This is a genomic window from Cycloclasticus pugetii PS-1, assembly GCF_000384415.1.
GTDB lineage: Bacteria > Pseudomonadota > Gammaproteobacteria > Methylococcales > Cycloclasticaceae > Cycloclasticus > Cycloclasticus pugetii.
In genome coordinates this window covers 1,409,203-1,427,777 of sequence record NZ_ARVU01000001.1, presented here as the reverse complement: position 1 = coordinate 1,427,777, position 18,575 = coordinate 1,409,203, and the positions used below count along the sequence as shown (strand labels likewise).

Here is an 18,575-nt window from a genome sequence, read left to right as displayed (position 1 = left end):
GCCCGTGTTTTAATTAAAAACTTAACGTTTAAATGCATAGTAGTTCATTATGGTTAGTTTTACTCCAAAAAATAGGCAACAGTTACCTTACTTGAAGCAAGGAGAGGTACATGTGTGGGTGTTTGACCTGATGGTGCCAATAACTAGCAAGGCTCACACTATAGTGAGTGAAACTGAGTGGCTAAAAATAAATCGATTAAAGCATCAACAAAATAGAGCATTAGCATTGTCGATGAGAGTACAGCTTAAGCGATTGCTGTCATGCTATTTGGGTATCAGCCCAGTTGAGCTGCAATTTGATACAACTGAATTTGGTAAACCGTACCTAAAAAATCAAGCATTATCGTTTAATGTTTCACATTCTGGCTCGCAGGCCCTGGTGGCAATGACCTTAGAAGAAGATATTGGTGTTGATCTTGAGCATTGGCGTTATTTAGATAATTTAGAGGGCTTAGTAAAGCGTAACTTTTCAAGCAGTGAACAAGCTCAATGGGTCAATATTAGCGCAGCACAACGCGAAGAGACTTTTTTTAACATTTGGACCTGTAAGGAAGCTTTTATCAAAGCAACGGGTAGAGGGCTGGGAATGGGTGTGTCTCGTTGTGGTTTTAGTTTGACACCACCAAATAGGCTCTTAGAGTGCCCAGTTGAGTATGGGAGTGCAGCAGATTGGTCATGTGTATCTTTAAAGGTAGGTGAAAAAGTCAGTGCATCGTTAATGCTACGGTCTAAGCATTGCGAACCAATTATCTCTACATTTGATCATGAAAATCCACCTCAATTTATTTAATCGCTATAAAATACGCGCTGCCATCAAATATACGTTATTAAATACGACCTTACATACGTTATGAATCAATTTCCAAAAACACTGGTTGAAGCACTTGATAACAACCAAGATGCCAGTAAAACCATTACCTATATCAGTAGTAAAGACAACGAGCGCCAAGTGAGTTACCCCGCTTTAAAAAAACGGGCGCTAGGCTTGCTGCACCATATTCAGCAAAAAGGAGCGTCTGAAGGGAACGAGTTAATCATTCACTTAGCTGAAAACGAACAATTTATTGATGCGTTTTGGGCGTGCCAATATGGCGGTATTGTCGCTGTGCCATTAGCGATTGGAACCAGTGATGGACACCGTGAAAAAGTATTTAATGTTTTTGAAAAGCTTAAAACACCGTATATCGCAACGACTAGAAAGGCTTTGCAGCGGTTAAAAGTTTTTGCTGAAGAACACGGAAAAGAGTCTATTTACAAAGTGATTGAGCAAAAAGCACTGATGCTCGATAAAATTGAAACCTTTGATACTTTAGGAGCGCTGGCAGATATTAACCCTGAGCAAGCAGCGTTTATTCAATTCTCCTCTGGTTCTACTGGCGACCCTAAAGGTGTTGTATTAACACATAAAAATTTAGTAACAAATTTATATGGCATTATTGAATGCAGTGCATTTGATTATAGGGACAGCTTTTTTAGCTGGATGCCATTGACTCATGATTTAGGCATTATTGGTTTTCATTTGACACCCTTATTCGTCAATATAAATCAATATATTATGCCAACCGACTTGTTTGTTCGTCGTCCGGCATTGTGGCTTGAAAAAGCCAGTGAGAAAAAAGCGACGATTTTATCGTCACCAAATTTTGGTTATAAACATGTTTTAAAACGCTTTAAACCAGAAAACCAAGTTAATCTTGATTTATCACATGTCCGCCTGCTTTTTAACGGAGCAGAACCTATCTCTGCAGACCTATGTAGAGAGTTTAGCGCGGTAATGAAACCGTTCGGTCTAGCAGAAACAGCGATGTTTACGGTTTATGGTTTAGCGGAAGCGTGTTTGGTAGTTAGCTTCCCTGAATTAGCCCAACCACTTTCTACTCTTCATGTGTTGCGCAGCTCTTTAGTAGAGGGGCAGCCAGCACAGGTCGTTAGCGAGGCATCCGATCAAAGTATAGAGTTGGTTCGCTTAGGAACTCCTATTATCGGGACGCAAATGATAATTGCAGATAGCAGTGGGCAAGCTGTTGCTGATAATGTAATCGGCCGAGTGTTAATTAAAGGCGAAAATGTAACAAAAGGTTACTATCACGCGCCTGAGTTAAATGAAAAACTGATTAATGATGAGGGTTGGTTAGATACAGGTGACCAAGGTTTGTTAAACGAGGGGCAGTTGGTTATTACAGGTAGAACCAAGGATCTAATCATTGTTAATGGGCAAAACTATTATGCCCCTGACCTTGAGTCTGTTTGTGAGCATGTTGATGGTATTGAGTTAGGAAAAGTGGTCGTCTGTGGTATTCGTAACGTTGAAGATGCACTGGATGAATTGGTTGTTTTTGTTTTATATCGAGGTGAGCTAGAAAACTTTTACCAAACTACGATAGAAGTTAGACGCCAATTAAATGAAAAATCTGGCTTAGATGTGGCGCATGTTTTACCTATAAAAAAAGTACCTAAAACCACCAGTGGTAAGGTTCAACGTTTTGCATTAGCGGAACAATTTGAAGCGGGGGCGTTTAATGAGATTATAGCGGCTTTAACAGAGCTGTCTGAAACACAATCAACTGAGTTTATTGCAGCGGGTAGTTCCATAGAGCGAATATTATTAGATATTTGTCACTCTGTTGTAGCCGATCAGAAAATCAGCTTGAAAGATAATATTTTTGAAATGGGAACAAGCTCGTTAAAGTTGGCACAAATTCACGAGAAGATAGACGAGGAGTATCCAGAGGTTGTTGAGTTAACAGATTTTTTCGATTACCCAACAATTGAACAGTTAGCTGGGTTTATTGCGCATAAAACAACTCCCTAAACGATAGTGGTTTAATCGTAGACACCACGCTTTCTCTTCCATTTACGGTTAGACCACATCCAATCTTCAGGCGCATCGAGAATCATTCGCTCGGTTGCTCTAGCGTATTTCTCGGTGATTTCGTGACCCTCTTTTTCATAGGGGGCTTGTCCAAGTTCTTCAAAAAACACTTCGTAATGACCAAGACTTAGGCGCTTCATACCAACAAAAATAACAGGGTATTTGGTGAGCTTGGCAATCTTCTGAGCACCGACTGCAAATGAACTGTCTTGGTTAAGGAACTGAGTCCAGTATTTTTCTTCTTTTCTGACAGGCGATTGATCAGCAACCATCGCAAAGCCACGGACCTCTTTACGACGCTGCATAATTTCAATTAATGCATTTTTGTTAGGTATTGGGCGAGCGTTAAAACGTGACCTAGAGATTTTCATATAGTCATCAACAATTTTATCGTGCAAAGGTTTGTACACAGCATCGATAGGAAAAGAAAGCTGTAAGCTGCAACCAGCCAGCATCCATTCCCAGTTGCAATGGTGAGCGGCAAGCATCAAGACAGATTGGTCGTTTTTTGCAAACTTTTCTATCACTTCTGGGTTTTTTAAGGTAACACGCTGACGAATTTGTTCTTCCGTGAGGGTGCGGGTTTTACTGGCTTCCAATATTACATAGACCAAATGTTTAAAATTTAATTTAGCCAGTTTTTTAAGCTCATTGCTCGGGGTATCTGGAAAAGAGTTTTGCATGTTCGAATAAATAACATTGCGTTTGCGCTCAACAAGATAATAGCCAATTAAGTAAACGGGATATGCAAGTGCGTGCAGCATCGGCAATGGAAGTTTTCCAAGCAATGGGTAAAAGCGAGAGCTAAAGGGTTGCCGGTGTTTGGCCATAATCTAGGTAAAAATCAGTAGGGTTAAAAACTCTCTATTCTACCAAAGCTATTGCGCTTCTTAGGCAAAAAATACATAGCCAATACAGATGGCGGTAATAATACCTATCAAGTCTGCAAATAACCCGCAGGCAACCGCATGCCGAGCTTTTTTTATACCCACTGCGCCGAAATAAACGGCTAAGACGTAAAAGGTTGTCTCTGTGCTGCCTTGTACAATAGAGGCAAGCCTGCCGGCAAAAGAGTCTGCGCCGTGTGTTTGCATGGTGTCTATCATCATCGCCCGAGCGCCACTTCCGCTGAGCGGTTTTATCAGCGCTGTTGGTAACGCATCGAGGAATTGGCTATCCAGCGAATAATGGATTAACAACGAGCGTGCGTAATCCAGCGTTATTTCAAGTGCCCCTGATGCCCTAAAAACACCAATAGCAACCAACATTGCTACTAGGTAAGGAATAATCATTACAGCGGTTTGAAAGCCTTCTTTAGCGCCATCAATAAATGCATCATAAACATTAATACGTTGTTTGATAGCACCACTCATAAAAACAATAATCAAACTAAAAATAATAAAATTGCTCGCCAGTGATGACTGTTGTTGCATGCTGGCTTGGTCAAGGCTTGAAAAATAGAACAATATTAAGCCGATAACGGTGCTAAAAGCAGCTAAATAGCAAAGCACAACTGGCTCGTAAAGTTTTATACGTTGAATGCTAGCAACGGCTATAAGCCCAGCCATCGTCGAGGCATAGGTAGCAATTAAAATAGGGATAAAAACATCGGTTGGGTCAGCAGCGCCCATTTGTGCACGATATGTGAAAATGGTCAGAGGGAATAGGGTGACAGCTGAGGTATTGATTACCAAGAATAAAATTTGAGCGTTGCTGGCCGTATCTTTTAATGGGTTTATGGTTTGCAAGTGCTGCATGGCTTTTATACCTAAGGGCGTTGCCGCATTATCAAGCCCTAACATATTGGCAGACAAGTTCATCACCATAGCGCCCAAGGCAGGGTGCTTATCTGGAATGTCGGGCATTAGGCGTTTTAAAAGTGGGTTTAAAAAGCGTGTTAAATGGTTAATAAAACCACTTTTTTCGCCAATTTTCATAATCCCCATCCAAAAACATAAAACGCCGGTCAGGCCGAGAGAAATTTCAAATGCTGTTTTGGATAAGGTAAATGTGGCGAGGGTAATATCATTAAAAATGTTCATATCGCCGAGTATAAAAAGGCGATAAAGGCCGGTTAGAAAGGCAATGAAAAAAAAGCCAAGCCAAATAATATTTAACATAAAATAAAGGGCAAACCTTGTCTAAACAATCAGCAATCAAAGGGTAGGGTGTCTCCCTAAGTGATACGTTCACTTAGTCAATTAAACTGTAACATACCGATACAATGGCAGATAAGAATATTAACGTTAATGATAACTTGAATAAATTATTAACAATTATGGCTCAGTTAAGAGATGTTGATAACGGTTGTCCCTGGGATGTGGAGCAAAGTTTTGAGACGATTGCGCCATACACAATCGAAGAAGCCTATGAAGTTGCTGATGCAATTCAGCAAAAAAACCTGCCTGCTTTAAAGGATGAATTAGGCGACCTTTTATTCCAAGTGGTTTTTCATGCACAGTTAGCTAAAGAGCAGCAGAGTTTTGAGTTCTCCGATATTGTTGACGCAATTTGCGATAAGTTAACCAGACGTCATCCGCATGTGTTTAATAATGAAATAACCTCGAAAGACGATTTAGCAAAAAAATGGGAAATACAAAAACGAGCAGAAAATAAAAATGAGACACGCAGCAGTGTGTTGTCCGGTGTCAGTTCCAATCAACCGGCAATTAATCAAGCCTACAAATTACAGAAAAAAGCAGCCTCGGTAGGGTTTGACTGGGATGAGGTTGGCGCTGTTGTCGATAAATTAGACGAAGAAATTGATGAGCTTAAAGATGAAATGGTGCTTGCAAATAATCGTAAAAGAATAGAGGAAGAACTAGGGGATGTATTTTTTAGCTGTATAAATTTAGCGCGTCATTTGGACATCAACCCCGAGTGGTCACTAAGGCTGGCTAATGAGCGTTTTACAAAACGATTTTCATATATTGAACAATCAGTAGAGCAAGCTGGAAAGGGTGTTGAAGAATGCTCCGCAAGTACACTGATGATGCTTTGGGAAGAAAGTAAAAGAAGCGGTTCTAACGATTAAAAAAAATTAAATTACGCAACATAAGGAAAAGTTAGGACATTTCAAATGATTTTAGTATACTCAAGATTCAAGCTTGCTAGATAACTAATAACTATTATCATAAAGGATATGTTCTAACTGCTTGATTTTTTTGTTTATTTATAATGAGGAAAAGAGATGTCAGAAAGAGTACGCGGTATTGTTAAATGGTTTAATAATTCAAAAGGCTTTGGTTTTATTCAACCAGATGCTGGTGGTGAAGATGTGTTTGTTCATTTTAGAGCAATTCAAGGTGACGGTTTCCGTACATTAAAAGAAAATCAAGCCGTTGAATTTACAATTACTAAAGGCGACAAAGGGCTTCAAGCAGAAGAAGTTACTGGTTTAGAATAAGCGAAGTCTCGGCAGTTTTTTGCTGCCTTAGCGCTACATTAAGATTCCTGCTTTCAATAAAGATAGATTGTCTATTTTTATTGTTGGTAGGTCTTAGTGACATATTGCTCAACAATTTTCTGAAACTGTTCTGCGATATCGTTACCTTTTAAGGTGACATCTTTTTGTCCATCTATATAAACGGGTGCGACGGGTCTTTCGCCTGTGCCTGGTAAGCTAATGCCGATGTTTGCATTTTTACTTTCACCTGGGCCGTTCACAACGCAGCCCATGACGGCTACCTTCATGTTTTCTACACCAGCGTATTGAGTTTTCCATTCCGGCATTTTATGGCGCAAAAATGATTGAATATCTTGTGCTAACTGCTGGAAATAATCGCTGGTGGTTCTGCCGCATCCGGGGCATGAGATAACCGCTGGTGTAAAGGAACGTATGCCCATGGATTGTAATATTTCCTGTGCGACAACTACTTCTTGGCATCTATCTCCGCCGGGTTCAGGTGTTAAAGAAATACGAATAGTGTCGCCAATGCCTTGTTGAAGCAATACCGCAAGGGCAGCAGTGGATGAGACAATACCTTTGCTTCCCATTCCGGCTTCGGTTAAGCCTAAATGAAGCGGGAAGTCACAGCGAGAGGCAAGGTCTTGGTACACAGATATTAAATCTTGAACGCCACTCATTTTGCAAGATAGTAAAATCTTATCTTTGGCTAAGCCTAATTCAATGGCTTTTTCTGCGCTTTCTAGCGCCGATGTAATAACCGCATCATGCATAACGGCAACAGAATCGCGAGGTGTGCTGGATCTGGAATTTTCATCCATCAAACGGGCCAACACAGATTGATCTAAACTGCCCCAATTAACACCAATACGTACAGGTTTATCATAGCGAATAGCGCATTCAATCATTTGAGCAAATTGAGGGTCACGCTTACTACCACGGCCAACATTACCGGGGTTAATACGGTATTTAGCCAATGCTTGCGCGCAACACGGGTATTTTTCTAACAGTTTGTGCCCGTTAAAGTGAAAATCCCCCACCAAGGGTACATCGCAATCTAACGCGTCAAGTCGCTCTCTAATCGTGCTGACTGCAGCGGCGGCGGCCTCTGAGTTCACGGTAATACGCACTAACTCGGAGCCTGCTTTTGCTAACTGATAAACTTGCTCGACGGTTCGTTCAATATCAGCAGTATCTGTATTCGTCATAGATTGAACAACCACGGGGTGTTCATGACCTATTGAAACGGATCCGACCTTTACGGTTATAGCATTGCGTGTCATCGCTGTTTTTCTCATTTTATCTGTAAATATATCTGCTTCATTATATATGTTTGTATGGCTTATCCGTTAATGAAGAGCGCAAGAAGTTCAGATAGGGGTCGTAACAGTAATCGAGCGTACGAAATCAACAAAGTGGCTTAGAGCAATGTATTCAATACGGAGCTGTTCGTTTACTTAAATGTGCTGGCAAGATAATCTTGCTGAAGTAATTTAAAAACCGTTGGCAAACTGAAGGGGATGCGTGTGTTTATGTATCTGTTAAAAAACGATTAATTAAAGTAAAGGCACGATCAATAATACTAAACGGTGTGTAAAAGTGTGGTGAAAAACGAATCCCACCGCCGCGCTTTGCACAAACCACTTGCTGTGAGGTTAAGTAGTCAAAAAGTTCATTTGTGTCATGCTTTGTGGGCTTAAAAACAATAATGTTATTGCCTTGTGCGTCTGGCTTGGTTAACAAGGTTAATGAGGGGCTTTGTTGTACCTTATCAATCACATACTGGCCACGCTCAATAAGGTTGTTGGCAACCGTATTCATACCAACTTCCAGTAGTAAACTAAGGCTTGCAGAAAGTGCATGTATGCTCAGCATGTTAGGGCTGCCACATTCAAATCGTCTTGCCGATTTTGCCGTACTCCATTCAAGGGCGTCATAATTGCCCATATCCTCAACCATATGCCAGCCATACTGGGTGAGTTTGAGTGTGTTAATACTAGATTGCCGACAATAAAAAAAGCCTAAGCCCTCAGGGCCAAGCATCCACTTGTGTCCATCGGCCATCACAAAATCGGCCTGATACTTCTTTACATCAATAGGGAATGCACCAACCGATTGAATAGCGTCTATACAGAATAGAACACCTCGTTGCTGGCAGGCTTCGCCTAAACGTTCAAGATCAACACGTAAGCCTGAGGCATATTGAACTGAGCTGATGGTTAGCAGTTTAGTTCGGCTATCAATATTTTTAATTAGCTCAGCAGTTGGGTCTTCTGTGTCTTTCAAGTGTGTTTTTATGACGCGAACACCCTGGTTTTCAAGTGACTCCCACGGAATCATATTTGAGGGAAACTCTTCATCACTGGTAACAATAGTATCGCCATGAGCCCAATCCAGCCCATAAGCAACAAAAGAAAGGGCTTCAGAGGTGTTTTTAACTAAGGCAATTTCGTCGGCATTATCAGCTTGGATTAACTGAGCTAATTGGTTTTTTAAGTGGGCTTCAACGTTGAGCCAATTCGCATATTTCTTGGAGCCAATAGTAACGTTTTCGCGGCAAAAAGCATTGACGGCTTTTTCGGTACGAACGGGCCACGGAGCAACTGCGGCATGGTTAAGGTAGATTACATCATCGTCTAAATTAAATTCATTATTAAATCGATCAGTCATCTACATTGCCCCTTAAGAAAATGAATATTCTATCCTTTTTTAAAAGTTCCTTATAGACTGACTTTATCTGCCAGATTAAATTTAAAAGAGGTGTGTTATGTTGATGATTGGACATAGAGGCGCAATGGGCTGTGCACCTGAAAATACACTCTTATCTATTCATAAAGCAATCGAGTTAGGCGCAGATTGGGTTGAAATTGATGTACATTGTGTCGCCGATAAACTGTTGGTTATTCACGATGAAACAGTTGATAGAACAACCAATGGACGTGGCAAATTAATTGATTATTCGTTTGAAGAACTTAGAGCCTTAGATGCAGGTCTTGGGCAAAGAATACCAACCTTACAAGAAGTGCTTGAGGTAACCGTAGGTAAAGTCGGCTTGAATATTGAACTGAAGGGCCTAGGCACAGGTAAAGTGTTAACCAGTTTGCTTAGAAATACACCGGAAACTTACAAAAATAAAATGCTTGTTTCATCATTTTTAATGCCTGAGCTTGAACAAGTAGTTAGGTTAAACCAACACGTTAAGATAGGTGTCTTGGCTGGTAATAATATCAATGAGTCTATTGCCTGGGCGACTAAATTAAAGGCCTTTTCAATACACATAAGGTTACAAAAGGTAACGCCAAAATGGGTAGATAGGGCGCACGATTTGGGACTTAAGGTGTATGTTTATACTGTTAATAAAGTCGTGCAGATTAGGCGCATGAAGGAACTCGGGGTTGATGGGGTTTTTAGTGACTATCCAAATAGGTTAACTAGTTGATGTGCGGCAGTTTTTTTAATTGAGAACGTGTATAGATCAGCGTCACAATCATACTAATAAAAACAATACTGGCGACAGAGCCAAAAACCCATTCAATGCTATAGTCGAATTTTATGATGAGTAAATAATTGACGATAAAAGGTAATAATAATTGCCTGAAAAAACCCATGACAACGGGGAAGTCCGGTTGTTTTATAGCCTGAAGCGTTGCCACACTAATAAACAGAGAAACGTAGCAAAAAAAAGCCAATGCATCGATTCTTAAATAAGTGGTACCTATATCAATAATAGTATCTTGCTGACTAAAAAAACTCATCATCAGGGGTGAGAGAAAAATCATAACGGGAATACAAACAAGAGAAATAGATAAGCTAAGTATTAACCCCTTACGGTAAGTTTCAGCGATGCGTCGGTAATTTTTAGCGCCATAGTTCTGTCCTGCAATAGCTAAAACGGCGGCATTGAGACCTAGGGCAGGGAGCAATAAAACTTGTTCAAGCCGTAAACCAACCGAATAACCGGCTATTGCATAATCACCAAAGCGGCTAACAAAACCAGTAATCATCAAGCTGCCAATAATCATAATGAAAAAATTAAAACTAGCCGGTAACACTTGTCTCAAAATAGCCAGAGAGACAAGTTTGTTCAAACACGGCAGGGGTCTGTAACCCAATTTCTTACATAAAATGTTGAGTAAATAAAGCGCCGATGCAAACTTAATAATTAATGTTGCCCAAGCGAGCCCGGCAACGCCCATATCTAGCCCAAAGGTTAATAATGGGTTTAAGCCCAAGTTAACAAAGAAACCTACAACTAACGCATTACGGTTAGACTTTGTGTCACCCAAGGCCATCAGCGCGCCAGCGCCAACAGCACTTAGAGAAAAAGCGACATTGCCGAGGATTAAGACTTCAATATAATCCCATGCTAGCCCAGTTATTATGTCGTTAGTGCTTAGCCAGTGGATGGCATCTTTTGCAAATAGAATCCCCGCAACTGTAATCACTAAAGAAAAAGCAAGGCCTAGGCCTAGACAGTTTCTAATAATGTTTTTTAATTGTTGAGGTTGCTTTAGGCCAAGTTCTGTTGAAACCATGACTGACGTGCCGTTTTGTAGGCCAGCCAAAAGTCCAATAAAAAGGTAAAAGACAATGCTTGAAATGGACAATCCAACCAAAGCGTCATCAGATACTTTACCGGCAAACCAGTTATCGGTAAGGTTATATAACGTGTTGAAAAACATCCCCATTGACGCGGGTATGGCAAGGCGAATTAAGTGCTGATAAATAGACCCTATGGTTAAATCTTGAGGCGGCTTAGAAGGAATCATAGGGTTTAATGAGTATTTTTTAATTATAGTTGGTTAAAAACAATGGCATCATAAAATACCAGAGTGGTTGTCATCAGTAGAAAAGTGAGTACAGCTTGTTTTAAGTCATCATTTATTAAGTATCTAACATAATGTGATTTGAGGCAGCAGTGTATAACGATACACTGGTTTGGTAACGTAGTTGTGATGACTATATGTGTAGTATAAATAAAAGGAGCGTAATGAGTATTCCAGTGCCAAGCAATTGCATGAGTATCGATGATTTATCCATTGGTATGCGTAAAGAAAAAACCTATACGATTGAACACGAGGATGCGGTTCAATTTTCCAAAATGTCGGGTGACTGGAATCCTGCTCATCACGACGAGGATTACGCAGCACAAAGCATTTTTAAACAACGTGTCGCGCATGGCATGTTTTCGGTGATTCAATTTTCAGGTATTTTAGGCATGGACCTTCCTGGCTTGGGAACACTTTGGCTTAAGCAAAGTGTAGAATTTTTAAGGCCAGCTTTTTTTGGTAACCAATACCGGGCGGTTGTAGAGGTTTTGGCTATTAATAAAGAAAATAATACGGTAACGTTTAGTACAGAATGTTTTGATCAGGAAGGTAATAAAATCATTACAGGTGAGGCGGTTGTAAAACCTATTCCGGCTAAATTAAAAGCAAAAACTAATTAAAGAGGGTTTATGTCAACATCTAAGGAAGAAAAGTTTGTACGGGAAGATGGGCCTGTTTTTTTATCAGGTAACCAAGCTTATTTACGTTTAGCCTTTGAGCAACAACGTCGTGACCGTGAAGCGGGTCTAAAAACCGGTGGTTTTATTTCAGGTTATCGCGGCTCACCATTTGGTAATTTTGATACCGAGTGTAAAGGGGTGGAATCGTCTTTGAATGAACGCGATATTCATTTTAACCCCGGTGTTAATGAAGCGATGGCAGCGACCGCTATTTGGGGTTCGCAACAAATTGATTTCTTTGAAGGTAATAACTTCGATGGCGCGTTTGGGCTTTGGTATGGCAAAGGCCCGGGTGTAGACCAAGCAGCCGATGCGCTTCATCATGCAAATTTATGGGGAACGAGCAAACACGGTGGTGTTGTTATGGCCGTGGGTGATGACCCTATGAGTCGATCATCCAGTATTCAACAACAAAGTGAATACGTTTTATCGGGCTTATGTATTCCGATTATGCACTGTTCATCGGTGCAAGATATTTATGATTTTGGCTTAATTGCCTATCAAATGTCGCGTTATTCAGGCGTCTGGGTTGCGGTTAAATCAGTGTCTGATATTGCTGAGTCTTGGTATATGGTGGACATTGACCCTAAACGCACAGAAACCGTACTGCCTGATGCCAGTGAATTCGTTATTCCTGACAGTGGCGTACATACCCGTTGGCCAGATCGCTCGGTGGATCAAGACGAACGTATTGTGAATGCGCGTTTGCCCGCTGTTAAAGCGTTTACTAAAGCAAACAAACTAAACAAAGTAACGCTGGATGCAAAACAACGCCGTGTGGGTATTATTACTGCCGGGAAAAGTTACCTAGATACCCTAGAAGCCTTAGATGATTTGTCCATTGATGAATCAATGCGCGATGAGCTGGGTTTAGCGGTTTTTAAAATAGCCGTTATTTGGCCGATGGAAGAAAGCTTGGTGCGTGAATTTGCAGAATCGGTTGATGAGATTCTGGTAATTGAAGAGTCTCGCCCATTCCTTGAAACGCAAGTGAAAGATATTTTGTTTGATATGCCAATGGATATTCGTCCGTTGGTGATGGGTAAAAAAGGCCGTGACCAACAAACACAGTTCCCATCTAATGGTGAATTAACACCAGCGCTGATCTCTAAAGCATTAGTTAATTGGTTGAAGCCGTATAAAACCACAGACTCCATGACCCAATGGATTGAAGTGTTGGAAAATACCGATAAACAATTGAGTGTGCCACGCAATACGGTAGAACGTACACCGTATTTTTGTTCAGGTTGCCCGCACAGTTCATCTACCAAATTACCAGATGACAGCACAGAACAGTTAATTGGTATTGGTTGCCATTTCCTAGTGGGGTTAATGGATAGAAAAGGCACTACCTATACACAAATGGGTGGTGAGGGAGCTACTTGGGCAGGTGCATCGCCGTTTTTGGGTAACCGCCATACCTTTGTTAACTTGGGGGATGGAACTTTCTATCATTCTGGCTCTACCGCGATTCGTCAGGCGATCGCTTCAAACATTAATATTACCTATAAAATTTTATTTAACGATGCCGTTGCGATGACAGGCGGCCAATCGTTTGATGGCCCGTTAACCGTAGAAGGTATTACGCAGCAAATGCACTCAGAAGGTGCGGCTCGTATTGTTGTCGTTTCAAAAGAGCCAGAAGCATTAAATAAAGCCGCATTTGCGCCCGGTACTGATTTGTATCACCGCGATGATTTACAAATGGTGATGAAAGAATTGGCCGACACTAAAGGCGTCACGATTCTTGTTTTTGAACAAACGTGTGCAACAGAACTGCGTAGACGCCGCAAACGTAAATTGGTGGAAACACCGAAAAAATTAACCTTTATTAACTCACGTGTTTGCGAAGGCTGTGGTGATTGTGGCGTGCAATCGAACTGTCTTTCTGTGCAGCCGCTAGAAACAGAGTTAGGCCGTAAGCGTGTGATTGATCAATCTGGCTGTAATTTAGACTTTAGCTGCGTAAAAGGTTTCTGCCCAAGTTTTGTAACGATTGAAGGCGGGGAATTGGCAAAAGGTAGCTCCGTTAACTTATCAGATGATGTGTTCGCAACCTTGCCAGAACCAACACCTAAGCCACTCGATGGCGTGTTTGGCTCCTTGGTCTGTGGTATTGGTGGTACCGGTGTTGTTACCATTTCATCAATGATTGGTGAAGCAGCCAAAGCAGAAGGTTTTGCCTCACAAGTGCTGGATTTAACCGGTATGGCGCAAAAGTTTGGCGCGGTATATTGCCACCTTAAAGTCGCTAATAATGTGGAAGAGCTTAATTCAACCCGTTTATCTATTGGTAAGGCAGACTTATTGATTGGTGCAGATATTGTCACCAGTGCGAGTGATGAAGGCATGTCGCGCTTGCGTGAAGGGCATACCAAAGGGGTGGTTAATTCGCACGGTATTGTGACGGGCGCATTTACTCGCGATGGTGACTTTAGTATTCCTGTAGATGATATGAAGCAAGCGTTGGAGCGTTTCACAGGTAAAGGCAATTGTGATTTCTTCGATTCAACTAAAGTATCTGAAACATTAACGGGCAACACCATTGGCGCCAATATGATGTTATTAGGCTTTGCCTGTCAAAAAGGTTGGTTGCCGGTTAAACGTCAGTCGTTGGAAGATGCCATTACAGCAAACGGCGTAGCGGTTGCCTATAACCAGCGGGTATTTAAAATTGGCCGTTTAATGGCGCACGACCCAGATGCGGTTAAAACACTATTGGAACAAGGTGCTACAACGCCAGAGTGGGAAGTACTATCTGCCACTACCGATGAGTTGATTAGTCGCCGTGAGGCAGATTTGGTGGCTTATCAAAGCAAGTCATATGCTAAAAAATTCACAAAATTAATTGATAAAGTGCGTGAAGCAGAAGCAAAACTAGCGGGTGATAGCGATGAGATTACCCAAGCGGCAGCGCGGTACTTATATAAATTAATGGCCTATAAAGATGAGTTAGAAGTGGCCCGTTTATATACCGACGGCACCTGGGCGAATGAAGTAAAGGAAAACTTCTCGGGTGACTATAAAATTAAATTCCACATGGCACCACCGCTTATTTCCAAACGCGACCCGATAACGGGGCAATTGAAAAAACGAGAATTTGGTGGGTGGATGTTATCGGCTCTTAAAGTAGCGTCTAAATTTAAAGGCCTGAGACATACGCCGTTAAATCCATTTGGCTATTCTGCAGAGCGAAAAGAAGATAAAGAGCTGTTGAAACAGTATAAAGCGGTGTTAAACCAAATTATTACTGGCCTAACTGAGGAAAATAAAGAGGTTGCACTAGAAATGGCGCGCGTTCCTGAATTTGTTCGTGGTTATGGCCATGTAAGAACAGAAAGTGTTGAAGTGGCGGAAGGCCGCTGGAAAACCTTAGACAATCATTTTAAAAACCCGATGAAAGTCATTAAAGTTAAAACAGGAACAACGGCTTAAATTTAAACGTAGGACGCATTAAAAGGCCTTAGTCTTTTACTAAGGCCTTTTTTATTCATCACAGCCGTGCCGATCATCATATCGTGCTTTATAATTTGTTTATGGAACCTTTAGCCTTCTTCAAATGCCTGTCCGACCAAACACGGTTAACCTGCCTGATGCTTATTCAGCAAGAAGGGGAGCTGTGCGTTTGTGAGCTAATGGAAGCCTTGCAGGTAAGCCAGCCTAAAATTTCAAGGCATTTGGCGCAACTACGTAAATTTAATTTATTGTCCGATAGGCGACAAGGGCAATGGGTTTTTTATCGTATTAACCCATCTTTACCAAGCTGGGCGACAGATATTTTAAATACAGCGGGTGCGGTTCAATCACCTTTAATCAAAGAAAGCCTGAATAATTTATCCCTAATGCGATCGCGACCTGAGCGCGACCAAGCCTGCTGTTAATCGTTTAATTGATCTTCTGAATCAGTATTTTGCTTTTATTCTAATATTTTTATATATATGGATAATCATATATGTATAATTCCATATATTCTTTCTAACACCGATAGTTAAAAAAGGCTGAACAATTATGACGATAAAAGTAGGTATTAACGGCTTTGGCCGAATGGGGCGCTTATCATTAAGAGCAGGGTTTGGCACGGAGCAAATAGAGTTTGTGCACATTAATGACCCAGCGGGCGATGCTGCAACCTTGGCGCATTTATTAAACTTTGACTCTGTGCATGGCCGTTGGTCTTACGAGGCGAGTCATTTAGATGATTGCATAATAATTAATGGCCAACAGATCACTACAAGCCGGCATACAACTATTAGCGATACAGACTGGTCAGGCTGTGATGTGGTTATTGAAGCGTCTGGAAAAATGAAAACCAAAGCATTGTTACAACCGTATCTTGAGCAGGGCGTTAAGCGTGTTGTGGTAACAGCACCGGTTAAAGAAGACGGCGTGTTAAACATAGTGATGGGGGTGAATGATAATCTGTTTAACCCTTTGGAACATAAAATTGTAACCGCCGCTTCTTGTACCACTAACTGTATAGCGCCGGTGGTTAAAGTTATTCATGAAAATTTGGCTATTAAACATGGCTCAATCACCACCATTCATGACCTAACCAATACGCAAACCATACTGGATGCACCACATAAAGATTTAAGGCGTGCTAGAGCCTGTGGCATGAGCCTTATTCCTACCTCAACGGGTTCAGCAACGGCTATTACGCATATTTTTCCAGAGTTAAAAGGCCGTTTAGATGGCCATGCAGTGCGTGTGCCATTAGCCAATGCATCACTTACCGATTGTGTGTTTGAGGTGGAAAAAAGCACAACAGTGCAAGAGGTTAATCAGCTATTAAAGGCGGCAGCAGAGAATGAATTAAACGGTATTTTGGGGTATGAAGAACACCCCTTAGTGTCTATTGATTATAAAACAGACCCACGTTCTAGCATTATCGATGCACTATCAACCATGGTGGTAAATGGCACACAGGTAAAACTATACGCTTGGTACGATAACGAATGGGGCTACGTTAACCGAACCATCGAGTTAGTTCGCAAGGTAGCCACAGCTAAGGAACCAATAAACTAATATGCGTAGCTTGCAATCACTGTCTAGTGATATTCAACAATATCTCATTATTACGGGTAATTATTGGGCTTTTACGCTAACAGACGGTGCATTAAGAATGCTGGTGGTTTTACACTTTCACGAGCTGGGTTATACGCCATTAGAAATTGCCTTATTATTCATTTTTTACGAAGTATTTGGCATTATCACCAATTTACTAGGGGGTTGGTTGGGGGCCATTGTTGGCTTAAATACCACCATGAATATTGGCTTAGTCTTGCAAGTGCTGGCCTTGTCAATGTTATTAGTAGCACCCGAGATGCTCACAATAGTTTGGGTAATGGCCGCGCAAGCAATATCGGGCGTGGCTAAAGACCTTAATAAAATGAGCGCCAAAAGCGCCATTAAATTACTGGTTCCCAAAGAGGCAAACAATACACTGTATAAGTGGGTAGCTTTATTAACCGGCTCAAAAAACACCTTAAAAGGGGTTGGCTTTTTTCTGGGTGGTTTACTGCTTAGCCAATTTGGTTTTCATAATGCGATACTCATTATGGTGGTCGGCCTACTAATAGTTTGGCTAACAAGCTGCGTTTTATTAAAAAAAGAACTGGGCAAAGCCAGCAGTAAACCTAAATTTAAACACCTGTTCTCGAAAAGTTCGGCCATTAACTACTTGTCTGGCGCACGCCTTTTCTTATTTGCAGCAAGAGATGTGTGGTTTGTAGTCGCCTTACCGGTGTATTTAACGGCACAGTTTAATTGGGATTATTCGCAGGTCGGTAGTGTTATGGCCTTATGGGTTATTGGCTATGGGGTTGTTCAGGCACTAGCGCCAAGATTATCCGGCCAGCAACAGGCTACTAAAAAGGATGGCCAGCATTTGCATCAATGGGCAGTTATTCTGTTTATCATCCCTCTGTTAATGGCAATAGCACTGCATTACGAATTCCAAATAAGTACCACCTTATGGCTTGGTTTAGCAGCTTTTGGTGTGTTATTCGCCATTAACTCATCACTGCATAGTTACCTAATAGTGAGCTATGCCAATAGCAATGGCGTATCGCTAGATGTTGGCTTTTACTATATGGCTAACGCAGCAGGTCGCTTGCTGGGCACTGTTTTATCTGGTTGGTTGTACCAATACTATAGTTTTGAAATATGCCTATGGGTTTCTGCCGCTTTTATATTACTATCCGCGATTATTGCAAAAGCATTGCCAGAAAAAGGGTGAGATCCATTCTGTGCCTAATAGAAATAGATGCTATATTTAACAAACGGATTTAAATGTGTATTAACTAAGTCATATCCACTTTTGGCCATTAATATGCAAAAACATGGAAGTACTATCCACCTATATACAATTAATACGTGGATAATGGGTTCCGCTTATTAATACTGTTAGCCTTACAAGGGAAATATCGCATGGAACTTCAAGAGTTCATAAAAACTGCATTAACGGAAATAGTTAGCGGAGTGGCTGAAGCGAGCGAATCCGCAGCAGAACTTGGTGGTAGTGTTGGCACAATGCGCTTATATGGCTACGTCAAAGAAAATAAAGTAGTAACCAACGAAAATGACATGCCTGTGGCAATGATCGATTTTGATATCGCTCTAGCGGAAACTGCAGGTACTGATACAAAAGGTGGCATTGGTGTTTACTTGGGTGCAGTCGGTCTTGGTTCTCAGGGGGCGTCTCATGGTGAAACTTCAAGTCATTCACGCATTAAGTTTTCAGTTCCAGTAGTGTTGCCAAGTGCAAAAGGCTAACAAGGTGGTCAAGT

The 18,575-nt window shown here is 41.3% G+C and carries 16 protein-coding genes; 11 read left to right on the top strand and 5 right to left on the bottom strand.

All coding sequences use genetic code 11. The features are described 5' to 3' along the window. The first annotated feature begins 49 nt into the window (after positions 1–49). Positions 50–790: a 4'-phosphopantetheinyl transferase family protein gene (locus tag CYCPU_RS0106930; protein WP_020932358.1), complete on the top strand. Its 741-nt coding sequence runs from the start codon at positions 50–52 to the stop codon at positions 788–790. A gap of 60 nt (positions 791–850) precedes the next feature. Then, positions 851–2,812, top strand: coding sequence for a non-ribosomal peptide synthetase (locus CYCPU_RS0106925; protein ID WP_020162328.1), 1,962 nt, complete (start codon positions 851–853; stop codon positions 2,810–2,812). An 11-nt stretch (positions 2,813–2,823) separates the two neighbouring features. Here CYCPU_RS0106925 and CYCPU_RS0106920 read toward each other — a convergent pair whose 3' ends face one another. Together CYCPU_RS0106920 and CYCPU_RS12155 are read right to left on the bottom strand one after the other, a co-directional pair. Beyond that, the gene (locus CYCPU_RS0106920) at positions 2,824–3,702 is read right to left on the bottom strand and encodes a lysophospholipid acyltransferase family protein (RefSeq protein WP_015006161.1); all 879 of its coding nucleotides are present in this window, start codon (positions 3,700–3,702) and stop codon (positions 2,824–2,826) included. 60 nt (positions 3,703–3,762) lie between these two features. Beyond that, on the bottom strand, positions 3,763–4,992 hold the full coding sequence (locus CYCPU_RS12155; protein ID WP_015006160.1) for a spore maturation protein: 1,230 nt from the start codon (positions 4,990–4,992) through the stop codon (positions 3,763–3,765). Between the two features lie 104 nt (positions 4,993–5,096). Here CYCPU_RS12155 and mazG point away from each other — a divergent pair, with 104 nt between their 5' ends. Both mazG and CYCPU_RS0106905 read left to right on the top strand, forming a co-directional pair. After that, positions 5,097–5,906, top strand: coding sequence for a nucleoside triphosphate pyrophosphohydrolase (mazG, locus tag CYCPU_RS0106910; RefSeq protein WP_015006159.1), 810 nt, complete (start codon positions 5,097–5,099; stop codon positions 5,904–5,906). 156 nt (positions 5,907–6,062) lie between these two features. After that, a complete protein-coding gene (locus tag CYCPU_RS0106905) occupies positions 6,063–6,278 on the top strand; it encodes a cold-shock protein (RefSeq protein ID WP_015006158.1) in 216 nt (71 codons plus the stop codon). A 77-nt stretch (positions 6,279–6,355) separates the two neighbouring features. Here CYCPU_RS0106905 and ispG read toward each other — a convergent pair whose 3' ends face one another. Beyond that, positions 6,356–7,576, bottom strand: coding sequence for a flavodoxin-dependent (E)-4-hydroxy-3-methylbut-2-enyl-diphosphate synthase (gene ispG / locus CYCPU_RS0106900; RefSeq protein WP_016390122.1), 1,221 nt, complete (start codon positions 7,574–7,576; stop codon positions 6,356–6,358). Between the two features lie 232 nt (positions 7,577–7,808). Beyond that, positions 7,809–8,948: an aminotransferase class V-fold PLP-dependent enzyme gene (locus CYCPU_RS0106895; protein ID WP_020162327.1), complete on the bottom strand. Its 1,140-nt coding sequence runs from the start codon at positions 8,946–8,948 to the stop codon at positions 7,809–7,811. A 97-nt stretch (positions 8,949–9,045) separates the two neighbouring features. Between CYCPU_RS0106895 and CYCPU_RS0106890 the strand changes: the two genes are divergently transcribed. After that, positions 9,046–9,717, top strand: a complete 672-nt coding sequence (locus CYCPU_RS0106890; protein ID WP_020162326.1) for a glycerophosphodiester phosphodiesterase — start codon at positions 9,046–9,048, stop codon at positions 9,715–9,717. Here the strand turns inward: CYCPU_RS0106890 and CYCPU_RS0106885 are convergent. After that, positions 9,710–11,047 carry an MATE family efflux transporter gene (locus CYCPU_RS0106885; RefSeq protein WP_020162325.1) on the bottom strand — a complete coding sequence of 446 codons (1,338 nt, stop codon included), beginning with the start codon at positions 11,045–11,047 and terminating at the stop codon, positions 9,710–9,712. The two genes, CYCPU_RS0106890 and CYCPU_RS0106885, sit on opposite strands and share 8 nt — an antisense overlap. A 221-nt stretch (positions 11,048–11,268) precedes the next feature. Between CYCPU_RS0106885 and CYCPU_RS0106880 the strand changes: the two genes are divergently transcribed. The 6 genes from CYCPU_RS0106880 (at position 11,269) to CYCPU_RS0106855 (ending at position 18,561) form a co-directional block, all read left to right on the top strand. Next, positions 11,269–11,727 (top strand): MaoC family dehydratase, encoded by a 459-nt coding sequence (locus CYCPU_RS0106880; protein WP_015006153.1) that lies wholly within the window; start codon positions 11,269–11,271, stop codon positions 11,725–11,727. Positions 11,728–11,736: 9 nt separating this feature from the next. Continuing rightward, a complete protein-coding gene (locus CYCPU_RS0106875) occupies positions 11,737–15,222 on the top strand; it encodes an indolepyruvate ferredoxin oxidoreductase family protein (protein WP_020162323.1) in 3,486 nt (1,161 codons plus the stop codon). Positions 15,223–15,323: 101 nt separating this feature from the next. Continuing rightward, positions 15,324–15,668, top strand: coding sequence for a metalloregulator ArsR/SmtB family transcription factor (locus CYCPU_RS0106870; RefSeq protein ID WP_020162322.1), 345 nt, complete (start codon positions 15,324–15,326; stop codon positions 15,666–15,668). A 127-nt stretch (positions 15,669–15,795) separates the two neighbouring features. After that, positions 15,796–16,812 (top strand): ArsJ-associated glyceraldehyde-3-phosphate dehydrogenase, encoded by a 1,017-nt coding sequence (locus CYCPU_RS0106865; RefSeq protein ID WP_020162321.1) that lies wholly within the window; start codon positions 15,796–15,798, stop codon positions 16,810–16,812. A 1-nt stretch (position 16,813) separates the two neighbouring features. Then, on the top strand, positions 16,814–18,025 hold the full coding sequence (arsJ, locus tag CYCPU_RS0106860; RefSeq protein WP_020162320.1) for an organoarsenical effux MFS transporter ArsJ: 1,212 nt from the start codon (positions 16,814–16,816) through the stop codon (positions 18,023–18,025). A 191-nt stretch (positions 18,026–18,216) separates the two neighbouring features. Then, positions 18,217–18,561 (top strand): hypothetical protein, encoded by a 345-nt coding sequence (locus tag CYCPU_RS0106855; RefSeq protein ID WP_020162319.1) that lies wholly within the window; start codon positions 18,217–18,219, stop codon positions 18,559–18,561. The last annotated feature ends 14 nt before the right edge of the window (positions 18,562–18,575 follow it).